At 58.7% G+C, this 21297-nt stretch carries 18 protein-coding genes; 12 read left to right on the top strand and 6 right to left on the bottom strand.

Translation table 11 applies throughout. The annotated features are described in order from the left end of the window. Positions 1-165 precede the first annotated feature (165 nt). A complete protein-coding gene (locus tag HYPMC_RS14440; RefSeq protein ID WP_155831264.1) occupies positions 166-1152 on the top strand; it encodes a zinc metalloprotease HtpX in 987 nt (328 codons plus the stop codon). Here HYPMC_RS14440 and HYPMC_RS25065 read toward each other — a convergent pair whose 3' ends face one another. Continuing rightward, positions 1153-1527: a sensor histidine kinase gene (locus HYPMC_RS25065; protein WP_371199596.1), complete on the bottom strand. Its 375-nt coding sequence runs from the start codon at positions 1525-1527 to the stop codon at positions 1153-1155. A 1010-nt stretch (positions 1528-2537) separates the two neighbouring features. Beyond that, positions 2538-3239: a response regulator gene (locus HYPMC_RS14430; protein ID WP_013948722.1), complete on the bottom strand. Its 702-nt coding sequence runs from the start codon at positions 3237-3239 to the stop codon at positions 2538-2540. A 568-nt stretch (positions 3240-3807) separates the two neighbouring features. Here HYPMC_RS14430 and HYPMC_RS14425 point away from each other — a divergent pair. The 11 genes from HYPMC_RS14425 to HYPMC_RS14375 all read left to right on the top strand — a co-directional run bounded on the left by HYPMC_RS14425 (position 3808) and on the right by HYPMC_RS14375 (position 15816). Next, entirely contained in the window at positions 3808-4110 is a 303-nt protein-coding gene (locus tag HYPMC_RS14425; RefSeq protein WP_024276254.1) for a cysteine rich repeat-containing protein, read from the top strand. An 88-nt stretch (positions 4111-4198) separates the two neighbouring features. Beyond that, entirely contained in the window at positions 4199-5041 is an 843-nt protein-coding gene (locus tag HYPMC_RS14420) for a sterol desaturase family protein (RefSeq protein ID WP_050976793.1), read from the top strand. Between the two features lie 290 nt (positions 5042-5331). Next, positions 5332-6744, top strand: coding sequence for an ammonium transporter (locus HYPMC_RS14415; RefSeq protein ID WP_013948719.1), 1413 nt, complete (start codon positions 5332-5334; stop codon positions 6742-6744). A 68-nt stretch (positions 6745-6812) separates the two neighbouring features. Then, the gene (locus HYPMC_RS14410; RefSeq protein ID WP_013948718.1) at positions 6813-7004 is read left to right on the top strand and encodes a hypothetical protein; all 192 of its coding nucleotides are present in this window, start codon (positions 6813-6815) and stop codon (positions 7002-7004) included. Between the two features lie 323 nt (positions 7005-7327). Continuing rightward, complete coding sequence (locus HYPMC_RS14405) at positions 7328-7417, top strand: K(+)-transporting ATPase subunit F (protein ID WP_013948717.1); 90 nt, start codon at positions 7328-7330, stop codon at positions 7415-7417. A 13-nt stretch (positions 7418-7430) separates the two neighbouring features. Continuing rightward, positions 7431-9134, top strand: coding sequence for a potassium-transporting ATPase subunit KdpA (gene kdpA / locus HYPMC_RS14400; protein ID WP_013948716.1), 1704 nt, complete (start codon positions 7431-7433; stop codon positions 9132-9134). Between the two features lie 35 nt (positions 9135-9169). Continuing rightward, complete coding sequence (gene kdpB, locus HYPMC_RS14395) at positions 9170-11266, top strand: potassium-transporting ATPase subunit KdpB (protein WP_371199496.1); 2097 nt, start codon at positions 9170-9172, stop codon at positions 11264-11266. 11 nt (positions 11267-11277) lie between these two features. Beyond that, positions 11278-11883: a K(+)-transporting ATPase subunit C gene (locus tag HYPMC_RS14390; RefSeq protein ID WP_013948714.1), complete on the top strand. Its 606-nt coding sequence runs from the start codon at positions 11278-11280 to the stop codon at positions 11881-11883. 40 nt (positions 11884-11923) lie between these two features. Then, positions 11924-14647, top strand: coding sequence for a sensor histidine kinase KdpD (locus tag HYPMC_RS14385; protein ID WP_013948713.1), 2724 nt, complete (start codon positions 11924-11926; stop codon positions 14645-14647). After that, positions 14644-15333 carry a response regulator gene (locus HYPMC_RS14380; RefSeq protein WP_013948712.1) on the top strand — a complete coding sequence of 230 codons (690 nt, stop codon included), beginning with the start codon at positions 14644-14646 and terminating at the stop codon, positions 15331-15333. The genes HYPMC_RS14385 and HYPMC_RS14380 overlap by 4 nt, the downstream gene beginning before the upstream one ends. Before the next feature lie 27 nt (positions 15334-15360). Next, positions 15361-15816 carry a PTS sugar transporter subunit IIA gene (locus tag HYPMC_RS14375; protein ID WP_013948711.1) on the top strand — a complete coding sequence of 152 codons (456 nt, stop codon included), beginning with the start codon at positions 15361-15363 and terminating at the stop codon, positions 15814-15816. A gap of 22 nt (positions 15817-15838) precedes the next feature. Here HYPMC_RS14375 and HYPMC_RS23295 read toward each other — a convergent pair whose 3' ends face one another. From HYPMC_RS23295 to HYPMC_RS14355, 4 genes are all read right to left on the bottom strand, one after another. Further along, positions 15839-16753, bottom strand: a complete 915-nt coding sequence (locus tag HYPMC_RS23295; protein WP_013948710.1) for a tetratricopeptide repeat protein — start codon at positions 16751-16753, stop codon at positions 15839-15841. Positions 16754-16842: 89 nt separating this feature from the next. Continuing rightward, complete coding sequence (locus tag HYPMC_RS14365) at positions 16843-19032, bottom strand: hypothetical protein (RefSeq protein WP_155831263.1); 2190 nt, start codon at positions 19030-19032, stop codon at positions 16843-16845. 218 nt (positions 19033-19250) lie between these two features. Further along, positions 19251-20150, bottom strand: coding sequence for a hypothetical protein (locus HYPMC_RS14360; RefSeq protein ID WP_013948708.1), 900 nt, complete (start codon positions 20148-20150; stop codon positions 19251-19253). 73 nt (positions 20151-20223) lie between these two features. Continuing rightward, positions 20224-21252, bottom strand: a complete 1029-nt coding sequence (locus HYPMC_RS14355; RefSeq protein ID WP_155831262.1) for a cytochrome c family protein — start codon at positions 21250-21252, stop codon at positions 20224-20226. Positions 21253-21297 lie beyond the last annotated feature (45 nt).

Here is a 21297-nt window from a genome sequence, read left to right as displayed (position 1 = left end):
GTGTGCCGACGCCCGATATCATGCCTCTAAACCGTGACCGATAATCCTCAGTCCTGTGGTCGTCCGGCATTTTCGTCAGTTTTTTGACGGAAAATGATGTGACTGGCGCGAAATTCGCAAAACTCCTGATAAGCTTTTGTCACTTATCGGGGAACAGCGAAAATCGTGGATTTACCGGGAGATTTCGGCACCTTCCTTCGCGCCAATCGATGGCCGCCATTCCATGTTGATGGAATTCCAGGCAGCCCAGCTGCGTGCGGCATGGTCGATATCTCCCGCGCGTTCGCGCCTTGCGACCGCTCAGGCAATCCGTCCGCTCCGTTTCAGCCGCAGTCACAACGTGCCGAAAACGACCGGCTCTCCCGTCACGTCCGTGCGGGATTGCTGTTGCTCCTCGCATCATGCGGATGGATCGTCGGCGGCGACGAAGGCGTAAGACGCGCCGTTGCGCGCGGCACGCCTTGTCGTCATCGCGGCCCGGAAATGCAAAACACTCCGCGTGATCATTTTGCGATCCGCACGCTCGAGCCGGCGGACGCTCCCGAGCTGTTCGCCGAAATCGATCGCATCTGCTGGCGCGCAAAACTGCCGCAACGGCCTCGCATCTGCGTGCTGATCGGGCAGAGGGCGATGAACGCCTATGCATTCGGCGGTCCGAACGATGCGATCGTCACCTTCACCGAAGGGTTGCTGTGTGGCATGACCACGAAAGAAGTCGGGGCGATTTTCGCGCACGAGATCGCGCACATCTGTAATGGCGACAGCGCGACGATGTCATGGGCAGCGCAGCTGCAGCGCGCGATCAATGACGTTGCTGCGGCAGGCCTTGCACCGGTCCACGCTTTCGGCGCCGTCAAACAGCAATCTTCGCTGCAGTGGGTGCTCACGCGAGCCCCCGCAATCGCCGAGCTGTTGATGCTTGCGCTATCCCGCTTCCGTGAAATCGAGGCCGACGCATTCGCTCTCGAGTTGACGGGCGATGCCAAGACGCTCGAAACCGCGCTTGCCAAGCTTGAGCATCATCATCGTGCGCTGAGCGGTATCCCCGAAGGCTATATCGAGGACCGGCTTGCGTCGTATCTGCGTAGCCATCCGGTTACCAGCGAGCGCATCGACCATCTGCGCGCCTCGCCGCTCTACGGCGTAGCCTAGTTACGCCGACCGGCGTAGCGGTTGGGTCGACGCCCTCTCGGCCCGCATCGGCAACTCGACGATGACGCGAAGGCCGCCCCGCGGCGAGTCTCCCAGCGTGATGGACCCATTGTGAAGCTCGACAATTTGCTTCGCGATCGCAAGCCCGAGGCCGCTGCCGCCAGTCTCGCGGCTGCGCGAGGGTTCGCGCCGGTAGAACGGCTCGAAGACCAAAGCGCGCTCGGCAACGGGAATGCCGGGGCCATCGTCGTCGATCAGAACGCGCACGCGTCCGCCGATTGCGCCCGCCGTCACTTTCGGAGCTTTCGCACCGTAGCGGAGCGCGTTGTCGATTAGGTTCGTAAAAAGTCGTCGCAGCGCGACCTCGTCTCCCATCAGCGTCAATGTATTGCCTGGAAGCTCCAACTCGACATTCGGATGATCGGCGCAGAGCATGCCGAGCACTTCCCCCAGATCGACGACGCCCATGCGAACCTGTTCCGACCCGCCACGTGCTACCGCTAGCGCATCGTCGATGAGAACTGTCATGTCGTCGAGATCGCGCTCGGCGCGCGCCTGCTGATCCGGATCCGAAATCATCTCGGTTCTGAGCTTCAGTCGCGTGATGTAAGTTTTGAGATCGTGCGACACGGCGCCGAGCAGCACGGTCCGGCCTTGAAGAAGCGTCGCAATGCGCTCTTGCATCCGGTTCGTCGCCTCGATCAGCCGTTTGAGTTCCGGCGCGCCGCGCGGCGTAATCACAACCGGCGTACCATCGCCTGAGAACCTCGTTACGGCGCGCGACAGCTCTTTCAGAGGTCGCGCCTCGCGCCAGACCGCGAACAACGCCGCGATGCCAACGAGGGAACCGAGTACGGCCAGCCAATAGCCGGCCGGAACGCCGAAAAATCGCCGCGAAATCTCGCCCCGCGGCTCAAAGACAGCGTACCCGCCGCTTTTGAGAGCCACTGCGATCCGGACGACGCGGCGCGTCAGCATCCACCGGCTCCCAGGGCGAATGTCGGCAACCACGCCCATGTCGGTCGGGCCGGAGACCGCAATCACCTCGCGGTTGCCGAGTTCATTGACGTATCGTTCGACCAGCCATTCAAGCCCCTTGAGCCGCCGTTGATCGACGGCCACTACCGGAGCTTTGTCGGCAATCTCGACGCCGAGCGTATCGCTTCTCACAGCGTTGAGAACAGTCTCTCGGCGGGCGCCATCCGTCGTCTCGAGCAACTCGACGATGGCAGCCATTTGGTTCGGCAGCGGAAACGCGCCAGGCGTCGTGACCAAAGGTGAGCGCGTGACGTAGGACAGCCCGGCGCCCACCGCCCACAGACCTATCAGCGCCAGCAAAGTGATTGCCGAGAGACGGCCGACAAACCCAAGACGCGACAGCACGCTCAAACCTCCTCGATGCGTGCCGCCAGAATGTATCCGACATTACGCATCGTCTTGAACATGGGGACCTCGCCGCGGTCTATTTTCTTTCGCAGCCGGCTGAGTTGAACGTCGATGGTGCGGTCGAGTGGTTCGGAGCGACGTCCGCGCGTCCAGTCCATTAATTGCTCGCGCGACAGAACGCGTCCCGGACGCGTCACAAAACATTCGAGCAAGTCGAATTCGGCGCTGGTCAATTCAATGGGAGCGGCGCTTACGTCCGTCACCGACCGCGCTTCGAGATCTATGATCATGTCGCCGAGCTTTAGACGCTTCTTCTCGACGTGCGGCGGCTCGTTGCGCCGAAGGATGGCACGAATGCGCGCCGTCAGCTCGCGCGGATTGAATGGCTTCGGAAGATAGTCGTCGGCCCCGATCTCAAGTCCGACGATGCGATCGATATCCTCGCCGCGCGCCGTCAGCATCAGGATCGGAACGCGCGATCCGGCGCGCAAGCGCCGGCAGATCGACAAGCCGTCTTCGCCCGGCAGCATGATATCGAGCACGATGAGGTCCGGCTCTCCAAAAACGGACAGATGCCGGTCGAGCGCGGCGCCGCCGTCTCCCGTCTCCACCCGAAATCCCTGCTTCTGCAAGTAGCCCTGCACGAGGGACCGGATCTCGGCGTCGTCTTCGATGATGAGGATATGCGGGCGGTTGGTCATGTCGCGATGTGAAGCCAGCCCCGGTGTGAGTGCAAGCGTTCCGAGGTCCTGTTACAAAACGTAAAGTTCGGGGGGCGGTTTGAAATACACCGGATACGCAAGCGGGTGAGGTTCCCTGTCGTCACGCCACCCCGGAGTGACGGTTGCAAAGGAGAACCCTCATGATCCTCAAGAAATTCGTCATAGCTCCGTTTTGTGTCGCCGCCGCTATGTTCGTCGCCGGCGCAACCGTGGCTGAGGCCGGATGGCAGCGCTCCAGTGGTGGCGTTGGCCCTCGCGGTGGAACTTGGCACTCGTCGGGATCAGGTTCCTGCGCCTACGGCTCGTGCGCTTCCCATCAGAGCTATACCGGTCCGCGTGGAAACACTGTGAACCGCTATGGCAGCACCAGCTGTTCTGGCGGGACGTGCAATCATTCCGCGACCTATAGCGGCCCATATGGCGGCAGCGTAACGCGCAATAGCTCGGTCACTCGAAACTGAAACCTGCCGCATAGAGACAATGCTCGGCGCGATGACGGCGCCGGGCCAACCCAAGCTATTTCATTTTTCCTTTGACCCCGGAGTACATGATGCGACCCGTCATTTTCGCTGCCTTGTTTGCCCTACCTTGGATCGGCTTTTCCGCGGGCATTGCGCTCGCACAGGCTGCTTCCGACAAACCGCTCACCAAGGCGCAGATTCAAGCTCTCGCCAATAATCCGAACGCCCGCGCTGCGCTCGCCGTCTGCAAGGACGATCGTGCGCGCCTCTGCGGCAGTGTGATGCCGGGTGGTGGCCGAATTCTCCGTTGTTTCTCGGAGAAGGCGGGAAGCCTCAGTCAGCCATGCCGCGATGCCATTATCGCCGTGAGGAATTCAGCGGCGAACTAACGCCGAAGACGACATGGCATCGAGACGGGGAGGGGCAATGCCCTCCCTGCCGTTGCGCGCACTCTCAAAATCAAAGGACGCAAGCCCCATGACGGATATTCCGGCATTTCTGAGCACTGCTCCCCGGCCGCTCTTCGGCTTCTTTCCTGTTGCGCTGGTATTCATTGCCGTCGAGATTCTCTATATGCGGCTCGCACACCATGCTGACGAGCAAGATGGGCGGGAGACAGTAGCTTCGATAGGCGTCGCAGTCGGCGATCTTGCGTCGCGTATTCTGACCGGCGGCCTGGTCGCGATCCCGATGCTGTTCTGCTATCGGCATCGCCTTTTTGACATTCCGCTAGATACAGTTTGGAGCTGGATCGCGCTGTTTCTCGGTGTGGAGTTCTTTTACTATTGGTTTCATCGCGCGTCGCACCAGGTCCGCTGGTTTTGGGCGACACACGCCGTGCATCACTCAGCGACGCACTTCAACCTGTCGGCCGCCATCAGGCTCGGCTGGACGGGCGTGATCAGCGGTGCGTTTCTGTTCTTTCTACCGTTGGCGCTCATCGGATTTCATCCGGCTGCCATCGGGCTGACGCTCGGGCTGGGGCTTGTCTATCAGTTTTTCCTGCACACCGCCGTTCCCGTTCGCCTGGGTCCGCTGGAACGGGTCTTGAACACGCCGGCGCATCATCGTGTCCATCACGCGTCGAATGAAACCTGCCTCGACAAGAACTATGGCTCAGTCCTTATCGTCTTCGACCGGTTGTTTGGATCGTTCGCGGCTGAGCCCGCTGGCGAGGCGCTGAAATTTGGCCTGAAGGGCCGCGAGCCGAGCACGAAGCCGCTTCACATCGCATTGTCGGAATGGGGCTATCTTTGGCGGGATTTTCGAAACGCGCCGAACCTCTCGCGCAAAATCAGGGTGTTGTTCGGTGCACCGTAAGCTCGCACGTCTTCCGCGAGCTCAAAAGATATTGAACGCAAATCATCAAACTCGAATGTCAAGTTAGGCCGAACGGCATATCTGGCGCGCGCGAGTGCCTACAATTTAAACAATTGCAAATTAATCGATCTATCTGGCCGTTTGTTTTCCGGAAAATCGGCTGATTTTCCTGAGAAGAACATGAAAATACGGCCAAGCACCATTTGGCACGATTCCTGCGCTTACGAATTTGTAAGGAAACTGCCTCGGACAGCCAAGACGGCAGGCCAGGCACGAGAGGGGAGTCGCTTATGGCCGATCAATCCACGGCAATGCTGACGATATTCACCGAGTTTTATTTCTTCCTGACGATCGTTTTGATGTTCTTCATTCACATCGGCTTCTGCATGTACGAAGTCGGTGTCGCCCGCACCAAAAACGTCCAGCACACGCTTCTGAAGAACGCGATGGCGATCCCCGTCGTCGGCCTTGCGTTCTTCCTCTTCGGCATGTGGATTTACATCGGCATGCAGGGCTGGCCCGTCAACTCGACAAGCCTCAGCTTCGCAACCGGCTTCGAGCCATGGTCCGATAAGCTCGCTCCCAACCTATCGGATCGCATCTCCGGCGTTTTCTGGGGCGCGTTCGCACTCTTCGGCATGACGGCAGCCTCTATTGTCTCGGGCTCGATCATCGAGCGCGCGAAGACGTCGGGATTCTTGCTCATCGCCATCTATGTCGGCGCGATTGCTTGGGTCGTACCCGCTGCTTGGGGCTGGTCCGGTAACGGCTGGATGACGCAATACCTCGGTTTCCACGATCAGTATTGCTCGGCTGTTCTGCACTCCGTTTCGGGCTTTGCCACGCTCGGCATCCTGATGCATCTGGGGCCGCGCATCGGCAAGTTCGCGCCTGACGGCACGCCGCGCGAAATTCCGGCGCACAATCCGTGGATGGTCACCGTGGGTCTCTTCATGATCTACGTGGGCTTCTTTGGATTCTATGCCGCTTGCCACATCCCGATGGCCAACGTCGCCGCCGAGGGCCAGCCCGCCTACTGGACCGCGACGAACATCTATGGCTTCCCGATCACGTTGTCGGGCGTCACGATGAACTTCTTGCTCGCCCTCTTCGGAGGCATGATGACGGCCTATCTGGTATCCAACGGCAACGCCTTCTGGACGTTCTCCGGCGGCCTCACGGGCCTCATCTCGGCAAGCGCCGGCAACGACCTCTACCATCCCGTTGTCGCTCTTGCGATTGCCGTCGCCGGTACGATCATGGCGTACTACGCGCATAACTGGGTCGAAAAGAAATACAAACTCGATGACGCTGTCGGCGCGGTTGCGGTGCACGGCTATTGCGGCGTGTTCGGCGGCATCGTCGCCGGATTTGTGCTGTGGGGTTACCCCGCAATCATGCCGAGCTCCGGCGCAGCGGTTGCGCTTTCCGAAGGTGCAGGTTGGTTCGGTACAAACGCGCAAGGTCTGCCGGTCGTAACGCCGATCGGCAACACCATCGCGACGCTCGTTTTCGCCCTCGGCTTTGGTCTGATCCCAGGCTACATCATCGGCTTTGTCCTGAAGATGCTGGGCCTACTCCGTGTCGATCCGAAGGTCGAACTGACGGGTCTCGATGGCGAGCACATCGAGACGACTTACCCGAACCTGTCGGGAGCTGAGGCAGCCTTTGAGGCTCTGCAGCGTAAGGAACTCAAAATCTAATCTTTACGCCGGCGGCGAACTATCCCGCCGCCGGCTCTCATATTCCACAAGATCCAAAGGAGAGCTTCATGAACACGGGTGTCTCTGGCTTCGAAAAACTTCCCGAGATGAGCGCGATCTATCCGTTCCATGGCGACGAAATTCTTTTCACGCTCGCCATCCTTGCATTCTTTATTGCCTTCTTCATTTTCCAGATCAGCATGGAAGCAAGGCATCACAAAACGATCATCGGCAATTTCACGGCCAGCCCAGCTGAGTGACGAACTAAGATATAGACGAGCCACAGAAAGGCCTCCCTCGCGGAGGCCTTTTTATTTTTGCTATCACGGTCGTGCAGACACCGAGCGCCTTTCGAGCCCGCGCCGTCATTATGAGATTCTTATACGGATCTCCCCCCGCTCAACTCGAATTCCTATGCGCCGCGTGTCACCTAAACGCGGCCCGCAATCCCTTTCGCGCGGGCGCTGCATGTCACCGAGTAGGAAAACGAAAATGCTGGACATCATCCTTGTAGCGGGCGGGCTGGCGCTCTTTGCCGTTGCCATCGCTTACGCTTTTGCCTGCGACCGATTGTGAGGTCTCCATGACATTCGACTACGCCCTGGCCGGCATCGTCACGGCCGGCCTGCTCGCCTACCTCATTTACGCCCTGCTGCGTCCTGAGCGGTTCTGAAAGGCCAACGCATATGACACTTATAGGTTGGATCCAGATTGCGCTCTTTTGCGCGATCGTTTTGGCGCTCGTAAAGCCGCTCGGCTGGTATATGACACGCGTTTTCTCTGGCGAGAAAACATTTCTTTCACCAATCTTGAGCCCGGTCGAAGCCGGTCTCTATAAAATCGCGGGCGTCGACGCACGCGGCGAACAGGATTGGCTGCGCTACACCGTCTCGATGCTGCTGTTTCATATCGGCGGCTTCGTCATTCTCTATGCCGTGCTGCGCTTGCAAGGTGCGCTGCCTTTCAATCCGCAAGGAATGACGGCGCTGGCGCCCGACCTTTCGTTCAACACCGCCATCAGCTTCATCACCAACACGAACTGGCAGAACTACGGCGGCGAGACGACGATGTCGTATTTCACGCAGATGCTTGGATTGACGCATCAGAATTTTCTGTCGGCCGCAACGGGCATCGTTCTTGCGATCGTCTTGATACGTGGCTTTGCGCGTGCATCGACCAGAAATCTCGGTAACTTCTGGGTCGATGTTACTCGCTGCACGCTGTACATCCTGCTGCCGCTTTGTATCCCGTACACGTTGTTTCTTGTCTGGCAGGGTATCCCGCAGACGATCGGCGCGTACGTCGATGCGACGACGCTCGAAGGCGCCAAACAGACGATCGCCGTCGGTCCGGTGGCCTCCCAGGTTGCCATCAAAATGCTCGGCACCAATGGCGGTGGTTTCTTCAATGCCAACGCCGCACATCCGTTCGAGAATCCGACCGCGCTCTCGAATTTCGTCCAGATGATCTCCATTTTTGCGCTCGGCGCTGCGTTGACGAACGTCTTCGGTCGCATGGTCGGCAACCAGCGCCAAGGCTGGGCCATCCTCGCCGTTATGGGCGTGCTTTTCATTGCCGGCGTTGCGGTCTGTTACTGGGCCGAAGCCAACGGCACCACCGGCCTCAACGCACTCGGCCTGACAGGTGGCAACATGGAAGGCAAGGAAACCCGCTTCGGTATCGTGGGATCGGCCTTGTTCGCAGTCATTACGACGGCCGCATCCTGCGGCGCCGTCAATGCCATGCATGACTCCTTCACGGCCCTCGGCGGAATGATCCCGCTCGTGAATATCCAACTAGGCGAAATCATCGTCGGCGGCGTCGGGGCAGGGCTTTACGGCATGTTGCTGTTCGTCGTCCTCGCAATCTTCGTTGCCGGACTGATGGTTGGCCGCACGCCCGAATACGTCGGCAAGAAGATCGAAGCGAAAGAAGTCAAGATGGCCATGCTCGCCATATTGATCCTGCCGCTGATGATCCTCGGCTGGACTGCTGTCGCCGCGGTGCTCCCGTCCGCATTAGCCTCCATCGCCAACCCCGGTCCGCACGGCTTCTCTGAGATCCTGTATCTCTTCTCATCGAGCACCGGAAACAATGGCTCCGCCTTCGCGGGCATCACGGGCAACACATTCTTCTACAACGTAACGGGCGCGATCTCGATGTTTGTTGGGCGCTTCCTGATGATCGTGCCGGCGATGGCGATCGCAGGCGCGTTGGCAGAGAAGAAGACGCTCGCACCTTCTGTCGGAACGTTCCCAACCACCGGCGGACTTTTTGTCGGCCTCGTCGTTGGCGTCATCCTGATCGTTGGCGGACTGACGTTCTTTCCCGCGCTCGCACTCGGGCCCATCGTCGAGCACCTCGCGATGACGGCCGGCACGCTCTACTGATCTCTCTTTTCGGAGTTTCCAAGATGGATACGTCTATGGCGCGTAAGAAAAGCTCGGCGACAATGCTCGATCCCAAGATCGTCGTTCCGGCAATCGGTTCGGCCTTCGCGAAGCTTGATCCGCGCAAGATGATCAAAAATCCGATCATGTTCGTTCTTGAAGTCGTGACGGTCTTGACCTCGATCATCTTTCTCCACGACATGGTAACGGGCGAAGGTAACTTGGCGTTCACGTTCCAGATCATCCTGTGGCTTTGGTTCACTGTGCTTTTCGCAAACTTTGCGGAGGCCATCGCGGAAGGTCGCGGCAAGGCTCAAGCAGACTCCCTGCGTGTTCAGCGCCAGGAAACGCAAGCCAAGCTGATGACGGGATCGGGCCGCAGCTACAAGCTCGTTCCCGGAACCACGCTGAAAGTCGGAGACGTGGTCCTTGTCGAGCCGGGCGACACCATTCCCTCCGATGGCGAAGTCATCGAAGGTGTCGCGTCGGTCAATGAAGCCGCGATCACCGGTGAATCAGCGCCGGTCATTCGTGAGTCCGGCGGCGATAGGTCGGCAGTGACGGGCGGCACACTCGTGTTGTCGGACTGGATCGTCGTCCGAATCACGGCGGCCCAGGGTTCGACTTTTATTGATCGCATGATCAAGCTTGTCGAAGGCGCGGAACGCCAGAAAACACCCAACGAAATCGCACTCAACATTCTTCTCGCCGGCCTCACGATCATCTTCGTCTTCGCGACCGCAACGATCCCGAGCTATGCCGCTTATGCCGGCGGCACGATCTCGGTCATCGTCCTTGTCGCGCTCTTCGTTACGCTCATCCCGACGACGATCGGCGCGCTGCTTTCAGCTATCGGTATCGCCGGCATGGATCGCCTTGTGCGTTTTAACGTTCTTGCGATGTCGGGCCGAGCCGTTGAAGCCGCTGGCGACGTCGACACGCTCCTTCTCGATAAAACCGGAACGATCACGCTCGGCAACCGTCAGGCAACCGAATTCGTACCGCTGTCCGGCGTCAGCGAGTCGGAACTCGCGGATGCCGCCCAGCTCGCATCTCTGGCTGACGAGACGCCGGAAGGTCGCTCGGTGGTTATTCTCGCTAAAGAGAAGCATGGCATTCGCGGTCGAGATGTTGCGGATATTAAAGCGCACTTCATTCCGTTCACGGCCCAGAGCCGCATGAGCGGCGTAGAATTCGAGGGATCGTCGATCCGTAAAGGTGCTGTGGACGCTGTGTTGAAATACCTAAACGCCCCGGTCGCGACTCTCTCGTCTGGTGCAACTGCGCAGGTGCTTCGTCCGGCCATCACCGCCGAAGCCACACGCGAGATCAAGGCTATCACGGAAACGGTAGCGAAAGCGGGCGGGACACCGCTGGCGGTCGCTAAGGACGGCCGCTTGCTCGGCGTCATCCACCTCAAAGATATCGTCAAAGGCGGTATTCGTGAGCGCTTCGCCGAGCTTCGCCGCATGGGCATTCGCACAGTGATGATCACTGGCGACAACCCGATGACGGCGGCCGCTATCGCCGCTGAAGCCGGCGTCGACGACTTTCTTGCGCAGGCAACACCGGAAGACAAATTGCGCCTCATCCGCGACGAGCAAGCGAAAGGCAAGTTGGTCGCCATGTGCGGCGACGGCACTAACGATGCGCCGGCCCTTGCTCAGGCGGACGTCGGCGTCGCGATGAACACCGGAACGGTCGCCGCCCGCGAAGCCGGCAACATGGTCGATCTCGACAGCAACCCGACGAAGCTCATCGAGATTGTCGAAATCGGCAAACAGCTATTGATGACGCGCGGCGCGCTGACGACGTTCTCGATTGCGAACGACGTCGCCAAATACTTCGCGATCATTCCGGCGATGTTTGTTGCTTTCTATCCGCAGCTTAACGCGCTCAACATCATGGCGCTCGGTAGCCCCCAAAGCGCGATCCTGTCGGCGATCATCTTCAACGCTCTGATCATCATCGCGCTGATCCCGTTGGCGCTGAAGGGCGTCGCCTATCGCGCGATCGGTGCCGGACCGCTGCTCCGCCGCAACCTGCTGATTTACGGGCTCGGCGGCGTCGTCGTCCCCTTCATCGGCATCAAGGCCATCGACTTGGCCATCAACGCTCTGCATCTCGCTTGAGGTAACACGCCATGTTGAAAGAAATTCGCCCAGCCATCGTCGTGCTCATCGCATTGACGTTCATCGCCGGCCTCGTATATCCGCTCGCTATGACCGGCATAGCCGAAGCCATCTTTCCTAAGCAGTCCCAGGGCAGCTTGATCGTACGGGACGGCAAGGTCATCGGGTCCGAGCTCATCGGGCAGTCGTTCACGTCCGATAAGTACTTCCATGGCCGTCCGTCCGCGACAACGGGCTCGGACCCAGCCGACCCTTCGAAAACAGTGGCGCAGCCTTATAATGCCGCGAACTCGATGGGCTCGAACCTCGGTCCCACAAACAAGGCCCTGATTGATCGCGTTAAGACTGATATGACCAAATTGAAGGCGGAGAACCCCGGTTCCGAGGTGCCGATCAACTTGGTTACGACGTCCGCGTCGGGCCTCGACCCTGACATTTCGCCGTCTGCTGCCTATTTTCAGATGGCCCGAATTGCCAAGGCCCGCAATCTGCCGGAAGCGAACGTTCGCAGCCTCATTGACCGCCACATCGAAGAACCGTTCCTAGGGTTGATCGGCGAGCCCCGCGTCAATGTTCTGGCGCTCAATCTTGCTCTTGACGACACGGCGGCACAGTGAATATTGCGCGGCGCGATGGCGCCGCGAGGAAAGCAATAAGATGGCGGAAGAAAACCGCACACCCGATCATCGACCGTCGCCGGAGGCGCTCCTCGAGGTTTTGAAACGCGAGGAGCGCCAGAAGGGACGGTTGAAGATTTTTCTTGGCGCGGCTCCCGGTGTCGGCAAAACCTATGAAATGCTTCGCACCGCCCGCGCCAAGGTTAAAGAAGGTGCTGACGTCGTTGTCGGCGTCGTTGAGACGCACGGACGCAAGGAAACAAAAGCACTTCTTCGCGGTCTTGACGTTGTCCCTCCGCGTCAGGTCGAATACAAAGGTCGGACGCTGGAGGAACTCGATATTGACGCCGTCATCGCGCGGCGCCCCGAGATTGCGCTGATAGACGAGCTGGCGCACACCAATGCGCCGATGAGCCGTCACCCGAAACGCTATCTCGATGTCGAAGAGTTGCTCGACGAAGGCATTGACGTTTTCACCACTATCAACATCCAGCATATCGATAGCTTGAATGACGTCGTTGCCCAGATCACCGGAATTCGCGTCCGCGAAACGGTGCCGGATTCGATCCTCGCCCGAGCCGACGACGTCGAGCTTGTCGACATCACGCCAGAGGATCTTATTCAGCGATTGAAGGAAGGGAAGGTCTACGTCCCGGATCAGGCGCGCCGCGCGCTTGAAAATTTCTTCTCGCCCGTCAAGCTCACCGCATTGCGCGAACTCGCTTTACGCCGCACCGCCGAACGCGTCGATGAACAGCTCGTAACCCAGCTTCGCGCCAAAGCCATGTCCGGACCGTGGGCGGCGTGCGAACGCGTGCTCGTGTGCGTCAACGAAGATGTGCGCTCATCCGGGCTCGTGCGCTATGCAAAACGTGCTGCCGATCGCCTGCACGCGCAGTGGACCGCGGTCACTATCGAGACGCGCCGCAGCCTCAGATTTTCCGAAGGCGAGCGTAACCGCATTGCTGAAGCGATGCGTCTCGCCGAACTTCTCGGCGGCGAAACGCTGACAATGCCCGGAAGCTCCAAGTCGATCGCCGACGATATCATCTCGTACGCGCGCGCCCATAACGTGACGCAAATCATCGTCGGTAAATCCGATCGGCCGCGATGGTTCGAAATTCTCAACGGTTCTGTCGTCCATGATCTCGTCAGGCAATCTGGAAACATCAGCGTTCACGTCATTTCCGGAGAGCAATTGCCAGCCGAGCCGGCGACGGCGCAGACGGTTCGAACGGCAAGGGATCAACCACAGCATCGGCCGCTGAATTATTTCATCACGTTTATAGCGATGGCTGCTGCGCTTGGCGTTGCCTGGGTGCTCAGACCATGGATCGGCGTGGAAAGCGTCGATCTTATATTTTTGACGGCGATTGTGGGCGTGGCAGCCAAGCTTGGCATCGGCCCCTCGCTTGTTGCGAGCGTCGCCGGCGCGCTCCTCTACAACTATTTCTTTCTGCCTCCGCTCTTCACATTCACCATCGCCGATGCCAAGAACGTCGCGGCGTTTCTCTGCTTCGTCGTCGTAGCAATCGTTGTGTCGAACATCGCAGCGCGCATGCGCAGTCAGACTGTGATCGCCATGAACCGCGCCAGCACGACGGAGTCGCTGTATGGCTTCAGTCGCAAGCTTGCCGGAACCGGCACGCTTGATGATGTGCTTTGGGCAACCGTCTTTCAGATCGCCTCGATGCTGAAAGTCCGCGTCGTGCTGTTGCTGCCAGAGAATGGCTCGATTGCCGTGAAGGCGGGATACCCGCCGGAAGATATGCTTGATCCGTCCGATATCGCCGCCGCGACGTGGGCTTGGACCAACGACCGCCCAGCCGGGCGCGGCTCCGATACGCTGCCCGGGTCGCCCCGCCTTTTTCTGCCGCTCCGGACCGCACGCGGCATCGTCGGTGTCGTCGGCATAGACAGTGACCGTCCGGGACCGCTGCTGACGCCCGACCAACGGCGGCTGTTCGATGCACTCGTCAACCAGGGCGCACTCGCCATCGAGCGCGTCCACCTCGTCGAGGACGTCGAGCGCGCGAAACGCAGCATCGAGACGGAACGGCTCCGCGCCGCTCTGCTGACGTCGTTGTCTCACGATCTCAAGACGCCCCTGGCCGCTATTCTCGGCGCGGCAACGACGATGCGCGACCTCGGCGACAAGTTCGATGCCGAGGCGCAGTCGGAGTTGCTCGCTACGATCATCGATGAATCCGAACGCCTCAACCGGTTCATCGCCAACCTTCTCGATATGACGAAGCTTGAAGCTGGCGCCATTGTCGCCAAGACGGAAATTCAAGACGTCGGCGAGATTGTCGATGCAGCGCTCAAGCGCGCGAGAAAGATCCTTTCAAGACATAAGGTCCAGGCCAATCTTCCATCGGAGCCATTGAAGGTGGATGCTGATCCCGTTTTACTTGAGCAAGTGCTTTTCAATCTTCTTGACAACGCTGCAAAATACGCGCCCGAGAATACGTTGATTGAGGTCGGCGCTTGGAACGATCATGGGCTCGTCGTCATTCAAATCCGGGATGAAGGGCCAGGCATCCCCGACCGAGATGTTGAAAAAATCTTCGATAAATTCTATCGCGCGAACAAGGCCGATCATGTCCGCGCCGGAACGGGGCTTGGATTGCCGATCTCACGCGGATTTATCGAAATCATGGGCGGAACGATAACGGCGGGTAATCGACCTGATCGCAGCGGTGCACTCCTGACCGTAACGCTTCCGGCATCCGCTCGATCAGAAACGCTGGAAAACGCCGCATGAGTGCGCCCGCCATCAAAGTTCTCGTCATCGACGACGAACCACCAATCCGCAAACTTCTCCGCATGGGGCTTGCAACGCAAGGCTATCAGGTAATCGACGCACCGAATGCGCGCAAAGCCCTGGAGCTGATGGCGGAGACTCCGGATATCGTCGTCCTCGATCTCGGCTTGCCGGATATGCAAGGCATGGACCTGCTGCGATCCATCCGCGACCAGAATGAAGCCATTCCCATCGTGGTGCTGTCGAGCCGCGCTGACGAAACCGCCAAGGTGCAGGCCCTTGATTTCGGCGCTGATGACTATGTGACGAAGCCTTTTGGCATCAACGAGCTTCTCGCCAGAATGCGAGCCGCACTTCGCCATCGGCTACAGATTCAGGGCGAGCGGCCCATTTTCCATGTCGGCGATCTGTCGGTGGATCTCGTGCGCCGCATCGTCAAGGTTGGCGAACGAGAGATCAAGCTATCGCCGAAGGAATACGACCTGTTGCGTCTCTTTGTTCAGCATGCGGGCAAAGTACTGACGCACAATTTTCTGTTGCGCGAGCTCTGGGATCCCTCTGCCGATTCCCAATACGTTCGCGTTTACGTCGCGCAGCTTCGGCAGAAAATCGAACCGCGTCCGAACAGCCCGGAATATATTCTGACTGAAACAGGCGTTGGCTACCGCCTCCGCGCTCCCGATTGACAGTGGCGCGTGCGCCGAGGATTTCTCATGGCATCCTGCATTATTGACTTTCTTTCGCCGCGCGCCGTCATGCTGGACGTGCGGGTTCCGACGAAATTAGCGCTTCTTCGCACGTTATCGGAACGAGCAGCTGCGGCAACTGGGCTTCCTGCCGAGACAATCTTCGCCGAACTCAATAAACGAGAAAGTCTCGGTTCCACCGGGATGGGCGACGGCATTGCCCTTCCCCACGCAGCTTATGCCGATCTCAAGCAAACGTTCGGCCTTGTCGCGAGACTTAAGCCGCCGGTCGAATTCGAAGCGATTGATAGCAAACCGGTCGATTTGGCTTTTCTGCTTTTGACACCGGCTGGAGCGGAGAAGACGCATCTGAATGCCCTCGCCGCGGTTTCACGCCGACTGCGTAATCGCGACGTCGCAGAGAAGCTTCGCATGGTCAATAACGAGAACGCGTTTTACGACGTGCTTCGCGGTTCGGCTTAGATCTGTCGGCAAGAGCGGGCCGTTAATCTGCTTTGATGCCAAGTTCGCGCGCCGCGGACACGAGCCGGGCTTTAGCGGCAGCATCGCCGGAGAAGGATTGGAGAGCTTTCGTCAACGCTGTTTTGGCGGCCTCGGTCTCTCCAAGCGTGACGCGCGAACTCATCAGACGCAACCAGCCGCTCTCATCGTTTGGGGAGGCCTCGAGTCTGGCGGCAAGCTTATCGACCATGCCGCGGATCATGTCGTTGCGTTGTGTATCTGAAAGCTTTGCCGCCGCTGCGACGTCGTCGGACGGCGACGCGACGCTGGGTGAAAATGTCTGCGGGTTGGCCTGCGCTGCGTGTGCCTCATCGAGCGCTTTTTTGAGTGTGGTATCGCCGGGCTGAAGCTTAAGGGCTGTCTCATAAGCCGTCGCCGCATCGCCAGGTCGCCCGGTATTGAGATACGACCACCCGAGCATTTTCCAGCCATTGACGTCGTTCGGCTGCTTTTCGAGACGAGCGATCAGTTTCGCAATCATCGTGTCTACGTCAGGCAAAGCAGTGGAAGTATTGTCCGGCGAGGCAACAGCTTTCGACGACGCGCCAGAATTTGTATCGGCCGCATAGGCGCGAAGATCAGCAAACGCTTGCGCCGTGTCTGGTTCAATATTGCCATCGGTGGCTTCGGGCGGCATCACATGCCCGTCGCTACGGCTTATCATGGAAGAGCCGTCGACGCTGCTCGGGGCTTCTGCGATGTGCACAAAACAAGCCGCGGCGATCGCTACGAGAGACCCAAGGACAATGCCCGATGTGCGCGTGTCGGCGCTAATCCATCGATGCGTAAGCGCAACGACCGGTCGGCGACCGTGGAGCGGCGCGCGCAACAACAAAAGTACGGCCGCCAGAAGCGTGACAGCAGTCCCCGCCGCGATCGATGCAAAAGCCTGGACCATATCCAACCTCGATGATCATTTGACGGAAGATTGGGATGCAAATGGGGGCCTAGCGTGGCGATGACGGCCAAAGTGCCCGCATCTTGGCACTACTGAGATGGATTACGCGTTGTCATGATCGGTGTGATAACGCCATTCACATGATAGTTGTGGCATGTCAGGCAGTCTTGGCGCACGCCGCTGCTGGCATGGCAGCCCTGGCAGACATCCTTCTTCACCGTGCTGAAGTTCGACGCGAAATTCTGCGGATTTCCCTGCTCGTAGCTCTTCAGATATGACCGATCTTTTGCGAGGTCGTGGCATGTCAGGCAGCCGCGCTTGCCTACGATGCCGAAATGCGGTTCGTGAGTAAAACGCGTAAAACGTCCGCTCTTGGAGCTTGCCGAAAGCGGAGAAAAATTGACGACGCGCCCACCATTGCGGCCGTCATCGATGCTGTGGCACTTCGTGCATGATCCCGGTGCGTCCTTATTGGTCAGGACGTTGAAAACAGCCGTAGCGGGCGTCGTGCCATCTTTCCGCGTCTTCGGACCAGTCAGGAACAGCCAAGAGTAGATGAACTTGTCTTTGTGCCCGGTGGGTCGATAGAAAATCGCGTAATCCTGCCGATACCAGCCGCCATATTCGGCCCAGCTTTCAGCATCGATATCGCTTGCAATGCTGATGATCGGGGGCACGCTCGCCTCTGTACTCGCATTTCCCGAGGGCGACGGTGCTGCTTGAGATGCAGCGCCTTTTTTGTCGGCCGATCCATTGTTTCGCGCCTCAAGATCGCGACTCTCCTCTTCTGAGAGAGAGAGAAGGTCGTCGGATTGGCGCGAGGATTTTGCCGCGGGTTGAGCGCGTGCGTTGACCGCGGTTTTGCTCGTCGAAACTTGTGCCAATTGCATTGTGCGTTCGCCATCGCCAGGTGGCCGGAGATCCTTCAAGCCTGCTTGCATCGCAGGCGGTAGAGAGGTGGCATGGGTCTTTTTCCTGTCAGTGGACGTGTTATCGCTATTGTCACCGGCGTCGGAATGAGCCGCATCTGCTGAGTTTCCAGGCGCATTATTCATGATGCATTGACCGAAGACGCGTAGCAGGCACGCTGGAGGATCGCGCTTGACCTTATCAGCTGCCTGTCGCGTTTTTTCTTGCTCGCCGTCGTCAGCAGGAGGCGAACGTTTGTCCGTACTCTTCGCCTCTTCCTTCCCGGCGGAACGCAAAACGCCGGGTGTTGAGTTGGACGCGCTCGGCGCCGGAGCATCTGGCAATGGGCCATCGGCAATCTCTCTTGCCAAATTTGGCAACCATTGCTGCTGCGCGCCAACGACAACGTCCCGCGGGATGTTCGCTGTCAAATCGGCGACGAGCGTCACATTCAGCTTGGCATTGCCGTTACCGATATTAAGATCGCCAAGAACGTCGGACGCTTTTCCGGCGATCAGCGCGTAGAACAGCTTTTTAATATCCCACGCAAGATCGGTCACAGCTTTGATTTGATCGTTGTTAGCCTGTGCAAGGTCCTGCAGATTGAGGCCGTCTACTGTTCTCAACGTCGCGCGACCTTCAGCGTTTCGCCCGACCATCATTTTCATGAAAGGCGTGAGTTCGGCTTCTGAAGCATCCGGCCATTCGCCGATTGCCGCGTTCTTCTTTTTCAGCGTTTCGAGGTCGAGGCCCGGTAGCGTCAGAAATGCAATGCCTTTCGGACCGTTCACGCGGTCCTTACCGGTAATTTGTCCCAGATGACAGCCGCTGCACGTTCGCTCAAAGGGAACGACAGACATGATCCGTCTGTCGTTTTGGCTGTCGTGACACGTAGAGCAGGTGGCCGGAATCCGTCGCGACGGGTCTTTTTTCGCGACGTCCGGAAAGTATTTGTCGAAATGTGCGGTGTGGTCATAGATGATCCGTGTGCGTCGCCGGAACGGGTAGGTATCGAATGCCGGATGACCATCATCGAAGCTGTCGAATTTCACCGAATGACAGGATCGGCATTGCTCATTGGAGATCTTGTCCAGATCGAAATTGATGCCTTGGTGCTCCTGATGGCAGCTAGCGCAGTTAAGGCCGCCGGAAATCATCTTCTGCATCGGCAGGGCAGCGGTTTGCGCGCGCGCAGACAGCGATTGAGGGCTTCCAGTCGCAATATTTACGAGCCGCAGCGTGCTCTTCTTCAGGACCTCAGCTGACGCGCCGTGTGGGTTAAAGGCGCTTTCCGAGATCTTGTGACAGGTCAGGCAAGCCTTGCTGTCCGCGGTCGATCCAAGGGCGACGATGCCATGGACCCAACTCAATTTTCCGTCGCCACTACGGGCATGGCACGAAGAACAATTCTTGATCGCGCCGTGCGCGCTGCTCAATGGCCCCGGCATGAGAAATTGCGTTCCGGGAGACGCGATGAATACGGCGCTAACGCCGATGGATGTTGCGAGCGCCAGAATGCGCGCAAATCGGTCTCGCCCCAAGTTGGGAAGCGGACTCAGCTCCATTGCTCGCCACGGCCACAGCCGCATCACCAAGCCCCCGACGAATAGGAATAGACGACAAGGATGTGCAACACCGACAGCACGATGAGCGCGTAGGTGATGGGGACATGCACGAATAGCCACGCTCTTGTCAGTGCAAGATGAACGCGCGCAAAGTCGAGACGATCTTTTTCAGCCGTCATCTTGCTGATCGTCGCGAGCTTGTCCTGTCGTGGGCCATCGACGTAGCGCGACAGGCGTTCGATCTCCGCCGTCAGGCGCTGGAGCGGCCTTCGCGAGCCCAAGAGATGCGACGAAAAATTGCGCGGCTCTGCGAAAAAGTGATTGAGATGGTTTGCGTAAAGATCGGTGATCCAAGCGTCATAAGGCGGAGCGGGCAGCGACAACTCCACAGCAATTGGATCTGGTGTCGTAATGAGTTCGCGCACGTCTCGCGCAAGCTCGGCGCGGCGGGCAAGGATGCGCTCGAGGCTAACGTTGTCGTCGATTCCGCACTTGGCGCGTGACGACCACGCGAGGTAAGTGCCGAACACACCACTGAGCGTCACCGTTACGAAGCCGCTCCACAGTGCCCACTCGAACGGGGTATCTGGCATCGAAAAATTGGAATGTGAGAGGAACGCGGCGACAAGCGCGTAGCCGACGAAGATGTGGACGCCCCGCCATCTCTTGAAGAGCTTCGGCGGAAGCTTGTTCGTCTTGATAGCGGCGTGAAAGCTGAACTGCAGGCTCATGCCGGCGGCAAGCAGCCAGCCATCGAGATAGCGCGGATCGCGAAGCGCGCTGGCATATATCCATACCCAGAAGAATAAGCCCGCGGACAGCGCGATCATCAGGACAACGAGGCTCGCGCGGCAGATGACCGTCCACGCCGAGCCAAGCATCCAGATCACGCTGCCGGGAACGCGTTGTGCTACCGTCTTCACGCGAGGCCACCAGATTTGCTCATTCCCACCCCCGTAGGAATCGCGCGCCGGTCGCGGCCGCGCTCCGATAACGTCAATTGATGGCTGAAGCTTTTCTCGCAGTACCTTTGAACTGGCTTGGCTGCGGGATCATGCTGTCGAGGCCGGCCATGGTGCTGCCGTCATACTTGTCGGTGATGCTGACGAGCAGCTGAGATATGCCATCGGCTGCCGCCGAGAGATCCTTCTCGCTGTTCAAGGTCAGTGCGGCCGAATGAGATAATTCCACGATCTTGGCGATTTCCGGCACGTTTGGCACTGCCGTTGCCACCGCTGCGAGTCGTCGTCGCGCTTTATCCGCACGCTGAGCCATTTCGAGGGCGTAAGCCTTTCGCACAGTCGCCTTTCCGACAGCTCGCAACGCGGTTTCAAGTTCGACGCCAAGGCCGATCAGATAAAGCATGCGTTTGCGCTCGGCATCGGCCGGAACATTTTCTTTGCCTCTTGAATACCATGTGTTGTGCAACACCTCGCCCTGCGACCAGGACACCAGCTCAAATAGGCTGCCAGCTCGATGTAACCCTTTGTTTACGAGATCTTCTCGCGGCACGACGTGGCAGCCGTAGCAGTTCTTCGCCAGTTGATAGAGCGCATGACGTCGGATCATGCCTTTTGACTCCGCGAGCTTCCAGCGCGCCTGCGCTTCGCTTTTCGTTTCCGTCTTCGCGGTTTTACCGCTGAAGCTGCTATGGATTTTGATCCAATCCTTGGCTGCGCCATGACAGGACTCGCAGGAGATTCCGGACACGACCGCATCGTTGTTATCCTTGCGTTGAACTGTGTAATGACAATTCACGCATAAGCTTTCCGATTTGATGCGCCGGACGTCCATCCTTTCCGCGATTTTGTTGGCTTCGGGGTTGCGCGGCAGCTCTCGGAACGTCTTGAAATGATGTGTGCCTTTCCAGGCTTCGGCTTCCTGCTTGTGGCATTCGGCGCAGGCATTCGGCCCGACGACCTTCGTCGTATCCAACGCAACAGAGCGACCGATGTCGAGCGTAACGACCAACGGCAGTGCGAGTAACAGACCGAACCGCACAGAATTGAAATCTGTGCTGAGCATCGACCAATTGTTACGCTTTGAAAGACGCAATGAAATATTCCTCGC

The organism is Hyphomicrobium sp. MC1 (assembly GCF_000253295.1).
In the GTDB taxonomy this organism is placed as follows: Bacteria; Pseudomonadota; Alphaproteobacteria; order Rhizobiales; family Hyphomicrobiaceae; genus Hyphomicrobium_B.
This window is presented reverse-complemented; position numbering and strand designations above follow the sequence as displayed.